A 19,167-nucleotide genomic window follows, 5' to 3' on the forward strand; every position below is an offset into this window, starting at 1 on the left:
TCACTCCCAAGAATGATTTATAGGGTGTTGTAAGTGTGATAAAAATGCTGGGTTAGTTAATAACTAATAAGTAATAACTGTTGCGAAGGGGTGTAATTTTGAATACCGTTGAGTTTTTATCTTATCTTCGCAGCTTAGATATTCAAGTTTTTATTGATGGTGAAAAGTTTCGCTGTAACGCCCCTGAAGGAATTATTACACCAGAACTGCGTGCAGAAATTCAAGAGCGTAAAGCAGAAATTATTGAATTTTTAGAAGCATCTAATCGTACTAATAACCACAGTTTTAAACCTCTCATACCCATTTTGCGCTCAGGAAATCTTCCCCTCTCCTTCGCTCAACAACGGCTGTGGTTTCTTGACCAATTAATCCCTAATAATCCTTTCTATAACATTCCACTAGCACTACATTTAACAGGTTCGCTGAAATTAGCCGTACTAGAGCAAACTTTTAACGAAATTGTGCGGCGACATGAAGCTTTACGCACCACTATTGTCGTACAGAAAGGGCAACCAGTTCAGGTAATTAATCCTACCCTAACAATACCTTTACCAATAATAGATTTACGGCAACTGCCACAAGCCGAACGAGAAATACAAGCACGACGACTCACTACACAAGAAGCTCAACGTCCTTTTAATTTATCAACTGATTCGTTGTTGCAAGTAAAACTGCTGTGGTTGGATGAGACACAATACATCCTGCTGCTAACTATGCACCACATTGTCTCTGATGGTTGGTCTATTGGGGTGCTGATTCAAGAGATAGCAGCGCTTTACACAGCCTTTGCCAGCAATCAGCCTTCTCCTCTAGCGAAACTTACAGTCCAATATGCAGATTTTGCATACTGGCAACGCCAATGGTTGCAAGGGGAAGTATTAGAAAAGCAACTGAGTTACTGGCAGAAGCAATTAGACGGCATTTCTATACTAAATCTGCCAACTGACAGACCAAGACTAGCTGTGCAAACTTACCAGGGTGCAAGACAACCTTTGCAATTATCAAAAAGTTTGAGCAAAGCACTTTTAACTCTCGGACAACAAGAAGGGGTGACTTTATTCATAACTCTACTAGCAGCATTTCAAGTTTTACTTTACCGCTACACACAACAAGAAGATATTGCTATTGGTTCACCTATTGCCAATCGCAACCGTAGTGAAATTGAGGGATTAATTGGTTTTTTTGTCAATAGCTTAGTACTGCGTACCGATCTATCAGGAAACCCAACTTTTCGGGAATTATTGAGTCGAGTTAAAGAGGTAGCTTTAGGAGCATACAGCCATCAAGATTTACCTTTTGAAAAACTTGTAGAAGAACTGCATCCAGAGCGTAATTTGAATCAAAATCCGCTATTTCAAGTTGTTTTTGCGCTCCAAAATGCGCCGATGACAGCCTTAGAATTACCTAGTTTAACTTTAAGTCCGCTACCATTTGAAACGGAAACAACGCGCTTTGATTTGGAGTTCCACTTGTGGGAGCCAAATACTGAAAATGGGTTATGGGCAGATAGCTCAGAAGGAATTAGTGGTTTTGTAATTTATAGCACAGATTTATTCGATGACGCTACTATCACCAGGATGCTAGGACACTTCCAAATATTACTGGAGGGTATAGTTGCAAATCCAGAAGACCGAATTACACATTTACCACTTTTAAGCGAATCTGAGCTACATCAATTGTTAGTTGAATGGAACAATACCCAAGCAATTTATCCTCAAGATAAGTGTATTCATCAGTTAATTCAGAGTGTAGCAGAGCAGAATAGTGAGGCAACTGCGCTAGTATTTGGCGATGAGCAACTTAGCTACAAAGAGTTAAATATACGCAGTAATCAACTTGCACATTATCTAAAAAAATTAGGAGTTAAAAGCGAAGTTTTAGTAGGACTTTGTGTAGAACGCTCTTTTGATCTGGTAATCGGGATGTTGGGCATACTGAAAGCAGGTGGAGCTTATGTACCTTTAGATGCAAGCTATCTATCTGAGCGTTTAAATTTTATGCTCGAAGATGCTCAAGTCTCAGTTTTATTAACTCAGGAGCGATGGCTTGAACGTCTAAAAAACTCTGATTTACAAATAATCTGTTTAGATAAAGATTGGGAGATTATTTCTCAAGAGATTGAAGATAACCTTACTAGTAAAGTTACAGTAGATAACCTCGCTTATATCATTTATACTTCTGGCTCAACTGGAAAACCTAAAGGGGTTAAAATTGAACATAGAGGATTATTAAATTTAGTATTTTGGCATCAAAAAGCGTTTGTAGTTTCACCCCTTGACCGAGCAACGCAGATTTCTGGAGTTGCCTTTGACGCTTGCGGTTGGGAAATTTGGCCTTATCTTAGCATTGGGGCAAGCATTTATTTTGTAGAGGATGAAACCAGGCGATCGCCTAACTATCTCCGAGATTGGCTAGTATCAAAAGCGATAACAATTTGTTTCATACCAACACCTTTAGCAGAGAAAGTTTTATTATTAGATTTTCCTAAGAACGCAGCTTTACGAATATTGCTCACCGGTGGAGACAAACTAAATCAATATCCTTTAGCTTCCCACTCTTTTCAAGTATTTAATAATTACGGCCCAACTGAGAACACAGTTGTTACAACTTCAGGATATGTTTCTGTTAAGAACAAAGATAATTTAGCACCTGTAATTGGATGTGCGATCGCCAATATAAAACTTTATATATTAGATAAACATTTACAACCAGTACCTATTGGCGTTCCGGGAGAGTTGTACATAAGTGGTGATGGGTTAGCACGAGGTTATTTAAACCATCCTGAATTAAGTGCTGAATCCTTCATTTATCATTCTTTTACTAATAAGTTAAAAGCACGACTTTATAAAACAGGTGATTTAGTTCGCTATCGAGTAGATGGCAACATTGAATTTTTAGGTCGCCTCGACGATCAGATAAAAATTCGTGGCTATCGTATTGAGTTGGGAGAAATTGAAGCGGTACTGAGTCAGCATCCAGCAGTGCAGCAAACTGTAGTAATAACTCGTGAGGATGAAAAGGAAAAGTGCCTAGTAGCTTATGTAGTACTAGAAACTGAATACAGTAACTATAGTAACGAACAGGAGAATTTGCAATTAATGCAATTGCAGAATGAGCAGGTTTTGCAATGGCAGATGTTGTATAACGAAACTTATAATCAATCTACTGATTCAGATCCTACATTCAATTTTGTCGGCTGGAATAGCAGTTACACAAATCAGCCTATTCCAGCAGAGCAAATGCGTGAGTGGGTGGATAACCAAGTTGAGCAGATTTTGGCTTTGCAACCCAAACGAGTGTTAGAAATTGGTTGTGGAACAGGCTTGATTCTATTTAGAATTGCACCTCACTGCACTAAATATTGGGGAACAGACTTTTCCTCAGTTTCACTTAACTGCATTCACCAACAGCTACAAAAACAAGAAATGCCGCAGGTATCACTGTATCAGCAGATGGCTACTGACTTCGAGAAAGTAGAAACAGCAGCTTTTGATGCAGTAATTCTGAACTCAGTTGTACAATATTTCCCTACTATTGATTATCTGATTAGTGTATTAGAAGGTGCTGTGAAGGCAACTGCTCCGGGTGGCTTTATTTTCATAGGGGATGTGCGTAGTTTGCCACTCTTGCAAGCTTTCCATGCGTCAGTGCAACTGCATCAAGCTGAACCTTCCCTTACCTGCTTCGAGTTGCAGCAACGGGTACAAACGCAAATATTTCAAGAAACAGAGTTAGTTATTGATCCAGCTTTTTTTAGTGTTATCAAGCAACGCTTTCCGCAGATTAATCATGTGCAAATTCAACTGATGCGTGGAAAATATCACAATGAATTAACTCAGTTTCGTTACAATGTGATTCTTCATATTAGTACCGAAATTGTTAATCATACTGAAAATCATTCAGTGCTGAACTGGTCTGAAGATAATCTCACAGTCTCAGCAGTGCGTCAGTTATTAATTGAGAATCAACTAGAAATATTAAGCATTATCAATGTACCTAATGCACGGGTAATGTCAGCAGTTAAAACAGCAGAATGGCTATCAGACGCAGAAAGTTTTAAAACTGTAGGTCAAATACGTAAAGCTTTGCAAGAACTTGAAAATTTTGGAGTAGACCCAGAAGATTTTTATGCGCTAAATCTACCTTATAGGGTTGAGATCACCTGGTCACTTTCAAGCATTGAAGGATATTATGATGTAGTTTTTGTACGGCAAGATGCAGTAAGTAAGAAAACTATTTTTCCCCATAGCACGGCTCATTCTCGTCCCTGGCAATCTTACGCCAATAATCCCCTACAAGCCAAAGCTGCGCGTAAGTTAGTGCCACAGTTGCAGACTTACATAACACAAAAACTGCCTGAGTACATGATGCCATCAGCTTTTGTAGTATTGGAGTCATTACCTCTAACAGCTAATGGTAAAGTCAATCGCCGCGCCTTAAAAGCATTCCATGATGCAATTAAGCTCCAATTGCCTGAAAATTACATCGCACCTCGGACTCCTGTTGAACAAGTGCTGGTGAAAATTTTTGCTGAGGTTTTGGGACTTAAGCGCATAGGAATTTATGATAATTTCTTTGAATTAGGCGGTCATTCATTACTGGCAACTCAGCTTGTCTCTAGAGTACGCGACGCCTTACACGTGGAGTTGCCTTTGCGTAGCGTATTTGAAGCACCGACAATTGCAGAATTATCTCAGGTGATAGAAAGCTTGAAAGAAAGCAATGCTGAAAGTCAAGCTCCGATTTTAATGCCCCTATCGCGTGAAAGTCGGCGGATTAAGTTATCTTCCTTAAACGAAGAGAGCGTAAAATTTTAAAAAAAGATCAGGCACTAGATTGAATTGTTACATTAAGAATCAATTTTAACGTGAGTTCGACGGGTTGAAAAAGCCAAAAACCTATGTGTATAAAAACTTTACGATTTCGGTTACTATTACCCATTAAATGACTATAGTTTATACTGCTGATAAATTTGACTGGCGGCGCGATGTAGCAGGGAGTGTCGCCATACTAAAGATTTCATATCATCGGCATAACCGCCGCCAATGACGCAGGCCACTGGATAACCACTACTCATACAGGTACTCAATACCTGCATTTCTCGGCGGAAAATGCCAGCATCTGTAAGGGCTAATTTGCCCAAGCGATCGCCTATATGAGGGTCAACACCTGCATCATAAAATACTAAATCTGGCTTGACTTTAGACAACAAATCTGACAAATAATTCGCCAAGGTTTGTAAATAAGCGTCATCTTCCATTCCCATCGGCAAAGGAACATCCAAATCGCTGTTTTGTTTCGTACCGGGGAAATTGACTTCGCAGTGCATAGAGAAAGTAAAAACGCTGTCGTCGTCTTGGAAGATAAAAGCTGTGCCGTCTCCTTGATGGACATCCAAATCGACAATCAGGATTTTTTGAACGAGTCCAAATTTTTGTAAAACGCGACAGGCGATCGCTAAATCGTTGAAAATACAAAAACCAGATCCATAACTGGGAAAGGCGTGATGAGTTCCACCAGCCGTATTACAAGCTAAACCCTGACTTAGTGCCAGTTTTGCAGTAAGTATCGTACCACCTACCGCTACACAAGTACGATTTGCTAGTGCTGGACTCCAAGGCAAACCAATACGACGTTGTGCTTTCGCATCTAGGGTTCCTTCGCAATAAGCTTGAACGTAGCTTGGAGTATGGACTAACTCTATCAATTCTAGTAGCGGACGTTCGGGAGTGTGAAATTGTTCTTGATTCGCTACACCATCAGCTAACAGCAATTCGTAGAGTTGTCGGAACTTAGACATCGGGAAACGATGTCCTTCAGGTAGTGGAGCAATGTAATCTGGGTGGTAAATAATTGGCAAATCCATAAGTAAAGAAAATTTCAAGCAGCTAATCCGACAACAAGGTAAAATTTAGCCATAATTACAGTCAAAATGCTGTTATTGTAAATCTAAAATTCCAAATCTAAATTAATATGATCGAATGGATTCCGCCCATAGCATTTATTCTAGCTGGCTTACTAGCTGGACTAATTGGTGAAAAAGTTATCTTTAAGAAACTGGAAAGATTTGTTAATAATAAACGAATCGCCGGGGGTAATATTATATTTCACTCTCTGCACCGCATGACTTTTATTTGGTTTGTCATTGGCGGTTTTTTCTGGGCAGTTCTGAGTTCTCCCCTCAAACCAGATATTGCATTAGTACTGCAAAAAGTTCTGACGATCGCACTGCTATATTCAGTAACTCTAGTTTTAGCCAGATTGACTGCTGGTTTTGTGAATTTATTTATTCGCAGAGCAGAAGGGGTTCCCACATCACTAATTTCTAATCTGGCTAAAATTACTGTTTTAGTTTTGGGAACATTAATCATATTGCAAACTGTGGGTATTCAAATTACTCCGATCGTCACAACTTTAGGTATTGGTGGTCTAGCAGTTGGTTTGGCACTTCAAGACACACTTGCAAATTTATTTTCTGGGTTTTACTTAATTATTTCTAAGCAAGTTAGAACCGGTGACTATGTAAAATTAGATGCTGGGCATGAGGGATATGTTATAGATATTTCTTGGCGGAATACGACGATTAAAGAAATTTCCAATAATATCGTCATTGTTCCCAATTCTAAGTTGTCTTCGGCTATTTTCACCAACTATCATTTACCTGCAAAAGAAATTACTTTAACAATGGATGTGGGCGTAAGTTATGATAGCGATTTGGAACAAGTTGAAAAAGTGACTGTAGAAGTTGCTAAAGAAGTTATGCAAGAAATTGCACCGGATTTAAAAGAAAATGAACCATATATCAGATTTCATACTTTTAATGATTTTAGTATAGATTTTACGCTTTATATGCGGGTAAGTGAGTACTTCGATCAACGGATTGGGAAACATCTATTTATCAAAAAATTACACAAACGCTATCAGCAAGCAGGAATTCAAATTCCTTTTCCGATTAGGGAAGTGTATATGCAAGATAATTCAGCTATGGAAAAAAATTAGCCCTGGCGACTAGAAGTCGCGGCTATACAGACGAAACCCGCCTGCGCGGGTTGAAAACCTCGATTTGTAATAGCTAGGGCTAGGTGCAACTTAGATTGCTAATGCTCGTTTTTCTAATGGTAGTTCAAAGCGATCGCCTGGTTTCGGCTCAAGTACTTGCGTCGAAAGATTGTTCTTTTCTAATAACGAACGAAATTCCTCAGCACTTCCTTTAGTTTGAATGAGTTTCATCAGCAAGCCCTCAAAGGACACATCTCCACCAGCGGCAGTAGGTATTATTACTTGAGGCTGTAATGATTTGACGACTTCTAAAGCACTATTTTGTCCTTTAATAATCGGCCCAAGCAAAGGTAGCGTCATGTCAATAAACGGCGTAATCACTACATCGATAGGTGCAGATTGCTGAAGTTGTGGACAATGATACCCGTGAGGCTCATAGTATACAGTTAAACCACTCGCCAATTCTTTGAGAAGATAACTATTTTCTACCAGAGTCGGGCCAATGGGCGAGCCGGGGAAAGCCTTGATTTCTACTTGATTATTTAAAGTGAAAGTTTCACCATGAGCTAATACTGTTACTTGGGTGTAATCTAACTGCTGTACTACCTTAGCTGCATTGGGAGAAGCTACAACCTTGATGCTGCGATCTAACAGCTTGAGCGTTGGTGGGTGAGCATGGTCTTCTAAACCCTGAGATAGCAAGATCAAATCAATATTATCTGGAATTGGGCGATTTTGCGATCGCGACCCTTTAAATAACCAATCCAAATTGCTGAAAATTAACGAACCAACCAGCCAAGGGTCAATTAGTATTCGTTTCCCGCCGATTTCCAGTAACCAAGAGTTGCTGTCGAACCAAGTTAAAAACATAAATTTTGTGAAGATAACGCCTACCTTCATTATCAATGGTGTCACCTTTCTTAGTAAGCACTGATGCCAACACCTACATTCGTGCGGTCGAGTCTACACGGAGTTTTTTTATGTCTGATCTTGGTTTTACTCACATTGCACTTGCAGTCAGTGATGTTGATGCAAGTATCTCATTTTATGCAAAGTACGCCCAAATGACAGTCGTGCATCATCGCATTGATCAAGCGACTCAATCAGATGTTGCTTGGATTAGTGACCTGACTAGACCTTTTGTGATTGTCCTAATTAAAGTACCTAAAGTAGAAGGCGCACTTTTACCACAATCCCATCTTGGGGTAGCTTATCAGAATCGTGGGGAAATCGATCGCCTGTGCAATGAGGCACGCACTGAAGGAATACTGCTGGCTGGGCCAAATGACTGGGGCCCTCCCGTTGGTTACTGGGCTTATCTTCGAGACCCAGATGGTCATACCCTGGAAATTTCTTATGGTCAGGTAGTGAATTTTACAGTTGAGCAAGCTAGAGACGCGATTAATCGCGTCTCTTAAAAAATGGTTACTTATTACCAGGGGTGCGTCCACCTTCATCGTTGCTGCCGCCGTGAGGGTGTGAATTGCCTGGGTCACATCCCTCAGAACCATTACCAATTCCTTGGTTGCAATGGCGACGCGGTTTTACGCCCTCCGTTGAAGTTTCAATCTGTTCTTCAACTGCAACTTGTTGTTGTTGTCCAACGACGTACTGCGAGGAAATGTTTGCTACCTGTCCGGTGCTAGACAGAGCCTGGTATAGCAAAGCAGATACTTCAGACCTGGTTGCTACCCGTTCAACATTTAGCAAGTTCGCATTGGGATAGTTGACGACTATACCGCGTTGTGTCAGAGCTGCAATCAGACTACGATATTCACTACGAATAGTAGTTGCATCGCTGTAAACAGATAAGATTGTATCTGTGGAACCACTGGTTTGATAATTTAATCCCCGCGCTAATGCTACCAAAATGTCAAGGCGAGAAAGGCTTTGACTGGGGTTGAAACCTTTGCCAATAACAGCGTTTAAAAAGCCCATTTGATAAGCTTCGCTAATGGCATTGTAAGCCCAATATTGAGTTGAGACATCTTTAAATGCGATCGCTCGACGAATTTTCCCCTTGGTAAAGGCTTTTTGCAGCATTGCCGCAAATTGGGCACGAGTTACTGGTGCATCCGGGCGGAAAGTCCCATCAGGAAAACCTTCGAGAATTTCCATCGAGGCCAACTCGGCAATAAAATCTTTAGCCCAGTAGTCTGTAGAAACATCAGAAAACCCAACTTGGAGAGCGCGAGACATCCCGACTTGGCGATAATTCATCAGCATTTGGCTGACATCATAGCTAGAGTTATCTCTGACTTCAATCACCTGCACCAAGCTGCCAGGAGTAGCTTGCAAAGCCTCTGCCAATTCGGAACTAAAGACGTTCACGAACGACTGACGCACTAAAGCATACTCACCCTGAGTGAAAGAGGCAGGATAAACGCTGGTTGCTGCAATTTTTGACAAACCTTCTACTTGGAACTGACTACCTTGGAAGGTTTGGGAACTGCTGAGGAAACTAACACGTTGGTCGCTGACTTGGGTGAAGTAGTCGTAGGTGGTGGTACTTGCGTCAATAGTGCCGTTTTGGTCAGCATCAACACCATAAACAGTGCGAATGACTTGGTATTCTGTAGGCTTGGCTGACAAAATCAGGTTAACTGTGGTATTTGCCGATAAACATTCAAATTCGCTGTAGCCAATAAAGCGGTTTTGAACATCATACAATCGCACGACGATGCGATCGCTAGCTTTTAAACCCTTAGCAAATTTTGCTTTTTGCTTAATCTTGTATTTGTAATCACCCAAAAACCGCTCTTTTAAATAGCCCTTGCTACCTTTACTTTTGACAGAAATGCGAGCAATCACCTCTGACAAGTTACCCGATGGTTCCCAAATGGCAAGGCTAAAACCTGTTTTTTTCCCTTTTGTAGAAACACTACTATTGCGGCTTTCTGTAGTGATAGTTTGCCGCTCAATAGTAGTACGACTCCTTGTTTCTACTTTTTTATCGGCTAAAAGTTGTTGACCTGTGGAATTATCAGATATTTGGGCGACGATGGTAGAGAACCCTGAAGTTGCAGATGCAGAAGCTATTGGTGAAAATATTGCCACAGAGGTTGCAGCCAGAACAAACTTGCTCATTTGAGCCAAGTAACTTTGATTCATGTATTTCATCTCACACTACCATTCGTCTAAAAAGTCACAGGGGTATTTGGTATCCCTTGACTTATTAATCCCTTGGGGTAGATGGAACTAACATTTAATCAGTGCTGAGTGCTGAGTGCTGAGTGCTGAGTTAGGAGTTAGGAGTTAGGAGTGTGATTATTATTGCTTTTTTTACTCAGCACTCGTTACTCAGCACTCAGCACTGTTTTGGTCAGAGAACATTACTATATTAAAGAAACACTTTATTAATCTTAATAATGACTGTAACGACACAACAGCTTGCAACCCAAGATGCCTTTGAAAAATTCATTTGGAATTGGCAGGGCTACAAAATTCAGTACACTGTCATGGGCACAGGACGCCCTTTGGTATTAGTTCACGGCTTCGGTGCTTCCATTGGACACTGGCGCAAAAATATCCCAGTTTTAGCTAATGCTGGCTACCAGGTATTTGCCATAGACCTTTTGGGTTTTGGTGGTTCTGATAAAGCGCCCATTGATTACAGTGTGGAAGTTTGGGTGGAACTGCTAAAAGATTTCTGCACAGCACACATCCAAGAACCTGCTGTATTTATTGGCAACTCCATCGGCGCACTTTTGAGCTTAATAGTACTGGTAGAACATCCAGAAATTGCTGCTGGTGGTATTCTAATTAATTCTGCGGGTGGTTTGAGTCATCGTCCCCATGAACTGAACCCGCCACTACGGATTGTGATGTCAACTTTTAATCAGTTTGTGCGATCGCCAATTACAGGTAAATTTGTCTATAACCGCATCCGCCAAAAAGCTCAAATTCGCCGCACTCTATACCAAGTGTACCGGAATCGTGAAGCTGTCACCGATGAATTAGTCGATTTACTTTATACTCCCTCTTGCGATCCAGGAGCGCAACAAGTCTTCGCATCTATACTCACAGCCCCTCCTGGCCCTAGCCCAGAGGAACTTTTGCCCAAAGTAGAACGTCCCTTATTAGTAATTTGGGGTGCTGACGATCCCTGGACACCAATTACCGGGGCCAAGATTTACGAAAAGGCACGGGAGAATGGCAAAGATATCAAAATTGTTCCCATTCCCAATGCCGGTCATTGTCCTCACGATGAGGTTCCAGAGGTTGTCAATGCCCAGATTGTCGATTGGCTAGCGCAAAGGTAATCATTTTGCCTTTCTGCCGATATGTATTAGCCCAAGCAAGGTAAAAATGGGGCTAACAATCTGGGTGAGTGGATCTTAATCTTTTAATTGCGCCTTGACATAATCAAACTCGTATGGTGTGTGAAGAAATGGAGCTTGATGTGCGTAATGGAGATAAAGGGGTAATTCTCTTAAATCACCATCCAGATTTTTCAGAACTTGGCTATCAAGTCATCAGCGAACTAGGACGCAACCGAGAAGGGGGACGGATTATTTATCTAGCTAATGTTTTTAAATCTAATCAGCAGGTGGTGATTAAAGAGTTTTGTTTTGCTCGTGCAGGTGCTGATTTATCAGGTGTGAAAGCATATCAGCGCGAAATAGAAATCTTGCAACAACTCAATCATCCCCGCATTCCTCGTTATATAGATTCCTTTGAAATGCCAGGGGCTTTTTATCTGGTACAAGAATATAAAAATGCCCCATCCTTGGGATTAAAACGTAGCTTTAATCCTGAAGAAATTAAGCAAATTGCTCTTTCAATCTTAGAAATTTTGGTTTATCTGCAAAAGCAAGTTTCCCCAATTATTCATCGGGATATTAAGCCAGACAATATTTTGGTTGATGAAGAACTAAATGCTTACCTGGTTGATTTTGGGTTGGCTAGAATACAGAGTGAGAAAGTAGCTCTGAGCAGCTTTATAGCCGGAACTCCAGGTTTTATGCCACCAGAGGAACAGTTTGGTCATTCCCTGACTGAGGCATCAGATTTATATAGTTTAGGAGCAACACTAATTTGCTTACTTACTAATACCCGTTCTGTTGAGATTGGCAAATTAATTGATGATAACTATCGCTTTAATTTCCAGCAATTAGTTCCTCAAATTAGTCCGCGTTTCCGATGGTGGTTGATGAAAATGGTGGAACGTAACCGAAAACGCCGCTATGCTAATGCGGCTATTGCTTTAAAAGCACTTGGGACAATTGAGGTTGTTGGTAGTGCGACTGGGTTAGATAATTTCATCAGTACAATCAAACCTAGAAAACGAGCCACTTTGCTGGGACTAGCTACTGTTGTTACACTGACTGCGGTTGCAGGAACTTTGATAAGTTATCAGCCTGGTAATACGGTTAGGCAATTGTCGGAAGCTAGAGAATGTCAAAGTTTTGATTTAAGCTCAGATTGCCAAGAAAAAATCGGAAATTAAGATTAATTAGGTTGCATCTGGCTTAGAGTTACAACGGTTTTCAATTGAATAGACTACACGCATAGGGACACAATATATTGTGTCCCTAAAATTATGTGTATTCCACGCTTGTAAAAATTGCTGGAATTTGCATGAGTATCCAATACTCGTCAACGGAGATAAAAGGTGGATTCATCCAGTTCAAACACTCGTCAACGGAGATAAAAGGTGGATTAATCCAGTTCAAATACTCGTCAACGGAGATAAAAGGTGGATTCATCCAGTTCAAACACTCGTCAACGGAGATAAAAGGTGGATTCATCCAGTTCAAATACTCGTTAACGGAGATAAAAGGTGGATTCATCCAGTTCAAATACTCGTCAACGGAGATAAAAGGTGGATTAATCCAGTTCAAATACTCGTTAACGGTAATGCACTATCAGTAATTGTGTAGTTATCTGCTGTAGTAAACTACATCTAAGCCAGAAGACTGCACTCAATAGTTGATAGCGCTGTGAAAAAAATCCTGATTGTGTCAGCTAATCCCACAACGACAGACAAACTCCGCTTGGATGAAGAAGTAAGGGAAATTCAGGAAGGGTTGCAACGCTCTCGCAGCCGAGATAAGTTTGAACTGATTACTAAATGGGCGGTGCGGCCTGACGATTTGCGGCGTGCGCTTTTAGATCATAATCCTCATATCATCCATTTTTCTGGGCATGGGGGTGGAAATCAAGGTTTAGCCTTAGAAAATAATACAGGGCAAATGCAGCTGGTGAGTACGGAGTCACTGGCAAGGCTATTTAAATTATTTAAAGACAAAATTGAGTGTATCTTATTAAATGCCTGCTATAGCGAGGTGCAAGCTGAGGCTATTTACCAACACATTAACTGCGTAGTTGGGATGAATCGGGCAATTGGGGACAGGGCGGCAATTAAATTTGCGGTAGGCTTTTATGATGCACTAGGCGCTGACAGGTCTTATGAGGATGCTTATGAGTTTGGCTGTAGCGCTATTGATTTAGAAAGTATTCCAGAGTCTTCCACCCCAGTGCTGAAAAGTCGGAACAATCTCCAAGGTGCTAACTCTACTAACGAAACGATTCCAGATACCGATATAAAATCAGCAGTCTCCTTAGAAAATCCAGAAGGGCAGGTATCTCTAAACTCTGCTTTCTATGTCGAGCGATCGCTTATTGAGGTAGACTGTTATGAAACGATTCTTCAACCAGGGGCCTTAATTCGCATCAAAGCTCCCCGGCAGATGGGCAAAACTTCGCTCATGTCGCGGGTTCTCCATCATGCTAGTCAACATGGCTATCAGATAGCACCTGTAAATTTCCAGTCAGCCGATGCAGAATTTCTCGCTAATTTAGATCAGTTTTTGCAGTGGTTCTGCGCCAGCATTACCTACGAATTGAATCTACCCGATAAATTAGATGAGTATTGGAAAGGTGTTTTAGGTAGCAAGAATAAATGTACAAATTACTTTCAACGGTATTTATTACCCGCCATTAATAGCCCTGTAGCTATAGGTTTGGATGAAGTCGATGAAGTCTTTAAGCATCCGATAATTGCTGCTGACTTTTTTGGATTGCTACGAGCTTGGCATGAGCGGTCAAAGAATGAGACAGTTTGGAAAAATCTCCGGTTGGTAATTGTGCATTCTAAGGAAGTTTATATTCCGCTCAATATTAATCAGTCGCCTTTTAATGTCGGCTTACCCATTGAGTTACCAGACTTACATCAAATACAAGTACAAGACTTGGTACAGCGTCACGGACTCAATTGGTCTGATTCACAAATTGAAGAATTAATGACACTCGTCGGTGGTCATCCTTATTTAGTGCGGGTAGCGCTTTATGAAATTGCCCGTGGTCGGATGACGCTGGAAAATCTGCAAAAAATGGCGGCAACCGAGGAAGGGCCTTATAGTGACCATCTGCGCCGCCACTGGCTGAACTTGCAAGAAGATACAGAATTGCTAACGGCGGTTAAACAAGCAATGACAGCAAATCGCGCCGTGGATGTAGGCACAAATGAAGCGTTTAAACTCCGCAGTATGGGGTTAGTTAAGTTTCAAGGCAATGAAGTAGTGCCACTGTGTAAATTGTATCGTCAATATTTTGGGCATCGCTTGGGAATTAAAAATTAAGAAAGTACATTAGGAGTGCAATAGAACTTTTCTCTACAATTACCATTTAATACCAATTTGAAAAAAGAATGCGACACATAGACAAAACCCTCCGCTTATCCAGGTATCCCCCGTTAATCTCCCCTTATTAAGGCTAACGGTGTACACACAAGTCGAATTACCCCCCTTAATCCCCCCGATGCATTGGGGGGAAACAAGAGAATCTAGTTCCCTCCCCAATACATACGGGGAGGGTTAGGGTGGGGTAATCTATCGCAAACATTTTTTGAATCGCTATAACAAAAAGGTTCAACAATGGTTCAACTTATTCAAGGAAGAGATAAAGATATCACCTTAGCCCAACTCATCGATGAATTTGGTTTACACCTTGCAGACGACGAACAGTTTTTTTCAGAGTGGCAGCAAGATTTACCTGAGTTGAGTGATTTAGAAAAGCAATCTCTCAACGAAGTCAAGACAGAATATTTTCATCTATCGAAATATCCTATTTTAGAACCTGTAGTCAAAATGGTGGTGCTATCTCCACTATTGCGTCTAGCAGGTTTTTATCAACCGCCTTTTTACATTGCGTCGGAAGAAGAGGTAAAAATTTCTTCTGAAGACGAAGGCACAATTATTAGAGGACGTATTGATATTTTGGTGTTTCATCCTCCACTTTGGGTTCTCGTAATTGAGGCGAAACGAGCAGATTACTCCTTAGTGCCAGCAATTCCACAAGCATTGGCTTATATGTTGGCAGATGCAACTTCGGCTAAACCTGTTTTTGGGTTTATCACCAATGGTAGTGAATTTCAATTTATTAAGTTGACTAAACAGAGTACACCGAGATATGCCTTATCTTATACACTGTCGCTTAATCGTGGGGATGACTTATATACTGTCGTAAAAGTGTTAAAACATCTAGCTCGTTTAATTAGTAATTTGTAATTATGACCTCTCCCTGGTTTTACTACGCAAAACCGTCCCTCTCCGATTCGGAGAGGGACAGACTTGAACTTTAGTTCAAGGCAGGGAGAGGTTTGTTTAACTCGCGCTGAATTTTTAATTGTTTATGACTCAATACCAGTATCAAGTCGGTGGTAGTCTGCCTAAAAATGCCCTAACTTATGTTAGACGGCAAGCTGACCATGACCTCTATGAAGGCTTGAAGGCTGGGGATTTTTGTTATGTACTCAATTCCCGGCAGATGGGGAAATCTAGCTTGCGGGTGCAGGTAATGCAGCGTTTGCAAACTGAGGGATTTGCTTGTGCTGTTGTTGATATTACAGCTATTGGGACGGCAGATATTACCCCAGAACAGTGGTATGCCGGGGTGATTGATACTCTGGTGGGAAGTTTGAATATTTATACGACTTTTGATTTAGATACTTGGTGGACTGATAACGGGTTGCTTTCACCAGTACAGCGCTTGAGCAAGTTTATTGAAACAATTTTACTAAAAACAATTACTGAAAAGATTGTTATTTTTATTGATGAAATTGATAGCGTTTTGAGTCTTTCATTCAACTTAGATGACTTTTTTGCAGTTATCCGCGATTGCTATAACCGACGAGCAGACCATCCTGAATATAATCGCCTCACCTTTGCTTTGATTGGGGTGTCTACGCCTTCAGACTTGATTCAAGACAAACGCCGGACACCTTTTAATATTGGACAGGCAATTGATTTAACTGGCTTTCAACTCCAAGAGGCGCAACCCTTGGCACAGGGATTGGCAGAACTGGGTGATTCTCAAGAATTGATGCAAGTGGTGCTGGACTGGACAGGAGGACAGCCGTTTTTGACACAAAAAGTTTGTAAGTTACTGGTGCAGGGGGGACTGGAGACTAGAAACTGGGGACTAGGGGATGCGGACTGGGTGGAAGAGTTGGTACGCGAGGGGATTATTAAGAATTGGGAGACGCAAGATGAGCCGGAGCATTTGAAGACGATTCGAGACAGAATTTTGCAGAGTGGAGAACAGAGGACTGGACGATTGTTGGGGTTGTATCAGCAGATTTTGCAGCAGGGAGAGATAGCAACTGATGATAGTGTTGAACAAACGGAATTGCGGCTGACGGGTTTGGTGGTGAAGCGGGATGGGAAGCTGCGAATTTATAACCGGATTTACGCAGAGGTGTTTAAGCAGGAATGGTGCGAAAAGATTTTAGCAAACTTGCGTCCATACTCCGATACATTTAATGCCTGGGCTGAGTCGGAACGTCAAGATGAGTCGCGCTTGTTGCGGGGAAAGACTTTGCATGATGCCCAAGAATGGGCAGTAGGTAAAAGTTTAAGTGACTTAGACTATCAGTTTTTAGCTGCTAGCCAAGAGTTAGAAAAGCGCGATGTGCAGAAAAGGTTGGAAGCAGAGGAACAGGCAAAGCAAGTATTAGCAGAGGCGAACCACAAAGCTAATCAACGAATTCGTATTGGTTCTTTGGTGTTAGGACTGACTGTGCTGGGGGCTGTTGCATCATTAATATTTGCTCAATATCAATTGGGACAAGCAGGAACAGCAAAGGCAGAAAGAGATAATGCCCAAACAGAATTAATAAAAGCAAAAACAGAAACCGTAGCAACTAAGCAAGATAATCAGCAAATATCGGCAGACAATAAAAAAATATCCGAACAAGCTGCACAGGTAAAACGGAATCTTAGTAACGCAACTTCAAAACTGAATGTTGCAAATGACAAAGTGAATCAGGCACAGCAAAACCTGAAACTAGCTCAAAACAAAGTGGTAGCAGCTAGCGCAAAAGCTAGTCAAGCTGAAGGACAGGCAAACCAAGCAATTCGACAACGACAAGAAGCACAACAGCAGCGTGAAAAAGCTGTTGCAGAATTAAATCGGGCAAGGCAAGAACAACAGCAGGCGCGACAACAATTACAAAAAGCTCAAATTGATTTAAATGCGGCTGTCAATGCCCGTAAAACTTCTCTTGAGGAACTAAAAAAGGCAGATGCAGACAGAAAAGTTGCTTTAACGGTTACGCGATTGGAACAAGACGGAACTGCTGCATTGCGGGAGTTTGTACCTTCAAGGCAAATAGAGGGGCTGCTGTTAGCAGTGCAGAGTGCGGAAGAACTAAAAACTCTGGTCAAGGATAAACAATCTTTAGCAGAATATCCCGCTTACAGCCCTTTGTTTAGTTTACAGACTATTCTGCTAAACATTCGTGAACAAAATCGCCTCGAAGGGCATAGCGCTCCGGTCATCAGCGTCGTCTTCAGCCCGGATGGCAAAACTTTAGCTTCCGCCAGTTTTGACAAGACCATCAAATTGTGGAATCGGGACACAGGCAAAGAAATTTCCACCCTCAGTGGGCATAGCGATTTGGTCATCAGCGTCGTCTTCAGCCCGGATGGCAAAACTTTAGCTTCCGCCAGTTTTGACAAGACCATCAAATTGTGGAATCGGGACACAGGCAAAGAAATTTCCACCCTCAGTGGGTATAGCGATTCGGTCTTCAGCGTCGTCTTCAGCCCAGATGGCAAAACTTTAGCTTCCGCCAATCGTGACAACACCATCAAATTGTGGAATCGGGACACAGGCAAAGAAATTTCCACCCTCAGTGGGCATAGCAGTTCAGTCAACAGCATTGTCTTCAGCCCGGATGGCAAAACTTTAGCTTCCGCCAGTCGTGACAAGACCATCAAATTGTGGAATCGGGACACAGACAAAGAAATTTCCACCCTCAGTGGGCATAGCGATTCGGTCTTCAGCATTGTCTTCAGCCCGGATGGCAAAACTTTAGCTTCCGCCAGTTTTGACAAGACCATCAAATTGTGGAATCGGGACACAGGCAAAGAAATTTCCACCCTCAGTGGGCATAGCGATTTGGTCATCAGCGTCGTCTTCAGCCCGGATGGCAAAACTTTAGCTTCCGCCAGTGCTGACAAGACCATCAAATTGTGGAATCGAGACACAGGCAAAGAGATTTCCACCCTCAGTGGGCATAGCGATTTGGTCATCAGCGTCGTCTTCAGCCCGGATGGCAAAACTTTAGCTTCCGCCAGTGCTGACAAGACCATCAAATTGTGGAATCGGGACACAGGCAAAGAAATTACCACCCTCAGTGGGTATAGCGATTCGGTCATCAGCGTCGTCTTAAGCCCGGATGGCAAAACTTTAGCTTCCGCCAATCGTGACAACACCATCAAATTGTGGAATTGGGACACGGGCAAAGAAATTTCCACCCTGAGTGGCCATAGCGTTGTCTTCAGTCCGGATGGCAAAACTTTAGCTTCTGCCAGTGGTGACAACACCATCAAATTGTGGAATTGGGACACGGGCAAAGAAATTTCCACCCTGAGTGGCCATAGAAGTTCGGTCATCAGCGTCGTCTTCAGCCCGGATGGCAAAACTTTAGCTTCCGCAAGTCATGACAAAACCATCAAATTGTGGAATCGGGAGACGGGCAAAGAAATTACCACCCTGAGTGGCCATAGAAGTTTGGTCACCAGCGTCGTCTTCAGCCCGGATGGCAAAACTTTAGCTTCCGCCAGTGCTGACAACACCATCAAATTGTGGAATCGGGACACGGGCAAAGAGATTTCCACCCTGACTGGGCATAGCAATTCGGTCAACAGCGTCGTCTTCAGC

12 protein-coding genes are annotated in these 19,167 nt (G+C 41.9%); 8 read left to right on the top strand and 4 right to left on the bottom strand.

From position 1 onward, the window contains the following. The first annotated feature begins 98 nt into the window (after positions 1–98). The gene (locus RMY27_RS29655) at positions 99–4,817 is read left to right on the top strand and encodes a non-ribosomal peptide synthetase (protein ID WP_322668417.1); all 4,719 of its coding nucleotides are present in this window, start codon (positions 99–101) and stop codon (positions 4,815–4,817) included. A gap of 131 nt (positions 4,818–4,948) precedes the next feature. Here RMY27_RS29655 and RMY27_RS29660 read toward each other — a convergent pair whose 3' ends face one another. After that, entirely contained in the window at positions 4,949–5,866 is a 918-nt protein-coding gene (locus tag RMY27_RS29660) for a histone deacetylase (RefSeq protein WP_322668418.1), read from the bottom strand. A gap of 107 nt (positions 5,867–5,973) precedes the next feature. Between RMY27_RS29660 and RMY27_RS29665 the strand changes: the two genes are divergently transcribed. Continuing rightward, positions 5,974–6,999, top strand: coding sequence for a mechanosensitive ion channel family protein (locus tag RMY27_RS29665; protein ID WP_322668419.1), 1,026 nt, complete (start codon positions 5,974–5,976; stop codon positions 6,997–6,999). 90 nt (positions 7,000–7,089) lie between these two features. On the opposite strand, the gene RMY27_RS29670 is transcribed toward RMY27_RS29665, so the two are convergent. Then, on the bottom strand, positions 7,090–7,869 hold the full coding sequence (locus RMY27_RS29670; protein WP_322668420.1) for an MBL fold metallo-hydrolase: 780 nt from the start codon (positions 7,867–7,869) through the stop codon (positions 7,090–7,092). Between the two features lie 110 nt (positions 7,870–7,979). Here RMY27_RS29670 and RMY27_RS29675 point away from each other — a divergent pair, with 110 nt between their 5' ends. Next, positions 7,980–8,417, top strand: coding sequence for a VOC family protein (locus RMY27_RS29675; RefSeq protein WP_322668421.1), 438 nt, complete (start codon positions 7,980–7,982; stop codon positions 8,415–8,417). A 7-nt stretch (positions 8,418–8,424) separates the two neighbouring features. Here the strand turns inward: RMY27_RS29675 and RMY27_RS29680 are convergent, their stop codons facing one another. Further along, on the bottom strand, positions 8,425–10,110 hold the full coding sequence (locus RMY27_RS29680; RefSeq protein ID WP_322668422.1) for an S-layer homology domain-containing protein: 1,686 nt from the start codon (positions 10,108–10,110) through the stop codon (positions 8,425–8,427). Positions 10,111–10,367: 257 nt separating this feature from the next. Between RMY27_RS29680 and RMY27_RS29685 the strand changes: the two genes are divergently transcribed. Then, complete coding sequence (locus RMY27_RS29685) at positions 10,368–11,261, top strand: alpha/beta fold hydrolase (protein ID WP_322668423.1); 894 nt, start codon at positions 10,368–10,370, stop codon at positions 11,259–11,261. 128 nt (positions 11,262–11,389) lie between these two features. After that, positions 11,390–12,448, top strand: a complete 1,059-nt coding sequence (locus RMY27_RS29690; RefSeq protein WP_322668428.1) for a serine/threonine-protein kinase — start codon at positions 11,390–11,392, stop codon at positions 12,446–12,448. A 91-nt stretch (positions 12,449–12,539) separates the two neighbouring features. On the opposite strand, the gene RMY27_RS29695 is transcribed toward RMY27_RS29690, so the two are convergent. After that, positions 12,540–12,842, bottom strand: a complete 303-nt coding sequence (locus tag RMY27_RS29695; protein WP_322668424.1) for a hypothetical protein — start codon at positions 12,840–12,842, stop codon at positions 12,540–12,542. 99 nt (positions 12,843–12,941) lie between these two features. Here RMY27_RS29695 and RMY27_RS29700 point away from each other — a divergent pair, with 99 nt between their 5' ends. The 3 genes from RMY27_RS29700 to RMY27_RS29710 form a co-directional block, all read left to right on the top strand. Further along, positions 12,942–14,582, top strand: a complete 1,641-nt coding sequence (locus RMY27_RS29700) for an AAA-like domain-containing protein (RefSeq protein ID WP_322668425.1) — start codon at positions 12,942–12,944, stop codon at positions 14,580–14,582. Between the two features lie 294 nt (positions 14,583–14,876). After that, complete coding sequence (locus tag RMY27_RS29705; protein WP_322668426.1) at positions 14,877–15,509, top strand: type I restriction enzyme HsdR N-terminal domain-containing protein; 633 nt, start codon at positions 14,877–14,879, stop codon at positions 15,507–15,509. Between the two features lie 124 nt (positions 15,510–15,633). After that, positions 15,634–19,167, top strand: a 3,534-nt coding sequence (locus RMY27_RS29710) for an AAA-like domain-containing protein (RefSeq protein WP_322668427.1), incomplete at its 3' end; no start/stop codon positions are given.

This window comes from Nostoc sp. DedQUE09 (assembly GCF_034530915.1).
GTDB lineage: Bacteria > Cyanobacteriota > Cyanobacteriia > Cyanobacteriales > Nostocaceae > Nostoc.

Excerpts from the sequence above, each read along its gene's own strand:
- RMY27_RS29660 (WP_322668418.1), bottom strand. The coding sequence starts at position 5,866 with ATGGATTTGCCAATTATTTACCACCCAGATTACATTGCTCCACTACCT.
- RMY27_RS29665 (WP_322668419.1), top strand. The coding sequence starts at position 5,974 with ATGATCGAATGGATTCCGCCCATAGCATTTATTCTAGCTGGCTTACTA.
- RMY27_RS29670 (WP_322668420.1), bottom strand. The coding sequence starts at position 7,869 with ATGTTTTTAACTTGGTTCGACAGCAACTCTTGGTTACTGGAAATCGGC.
- RMY27_RS29675 (WP_322668421.1), top strand. The coding sequence starts at position 7,980 with ATGTCTGATCTTGGTTTTACTCACATTGCACTTGCAGTCAGTGATGTT.
- RMY27_RS29680 (WP_322668422.1), bottom strand. The coding sequence starts at position 10,110 with ATGAATCAAAGTTACTTGGCTCAAATGAGCAAGTTTGTTCTGGCTGCA.
- RMY27_RS29685 (WP_322668423.1), top strand. The coding sequence starts at position 10,368 with ATGACTGTAACGACACAACAGCTTGCAACCCAAGATGCCTTTGAAAAA.
- RMY27_RS29690 (WP_322668428.1), top strand. The coding sequence starts at position 11,390 with ATGGAGCTTGATGTGCGTAATGGAGATAAAGGGGTAATTCTCTTAAAT.
- RMY27_RS29705 (WP_322668426.1), top strand. The coding sequence starts at position 14,877 with ATGGTTCAACTTATTCAAGGAAGAGATAAAGATATCACCTTAGCCCAA.